Source organism: Sphingomonas sp. CCH9-F2, from assembly GCF_001556735.1.
In the GTDB taxonomy this organism is placed as follows: Bacteria; Pseudomonadota; Alphaproteobacteria; order Sphingomonadales; family Sphingomonadaceae; genus Sphingomonas; species Sphingomonas ginsenosidimutans.
Window position 1 is genome coordinate 1 of sequence record NZ_LSJO01000336.1, and the last position, 266, is coordinate 266.

The following is a 266-nucleotide window of genomic DNA, read 5'->3' on the forward strand; positions in this document are numbered from 1 at the left end:
CGGCCGCCGCTGCCGCCGCCGCCGCATCGCGTGCCGCCTTCTCGGCATCGCGCGCCGCCTGCGCCGCTTGCGCTTCGGCGGCGGCCTGGGCGGCCTGCTGCGCCTTTTCGGCCGCAGCGGCCGCCTCGCGCGCGACGCGATCCGCCTCGGCGGCCGCGGCGCGGGTCGCCTGCTCCGCCGCCTCGCGGGCGGCTTGCTCGGCCGCCCGCGCCTCGGCGGCGGCCTGTTGCGCGGCAGCCTGCGCCGCGTCGCGCGCGGCCTTGTCG

The 266-nt window shown here is 83.5% G+C and carries 1 protein-coding gene; it reads right to left on the reverse strand.

The genetic code is table 11. From position 1 onward, the window contains the following. Positions 1-266 (reverse strand): hypothetical protein (locus AX685_RS23510; RefSeq protein ID WP_197418554.1); only part of this gene is annotated, 266 nt, incomplete at both ends.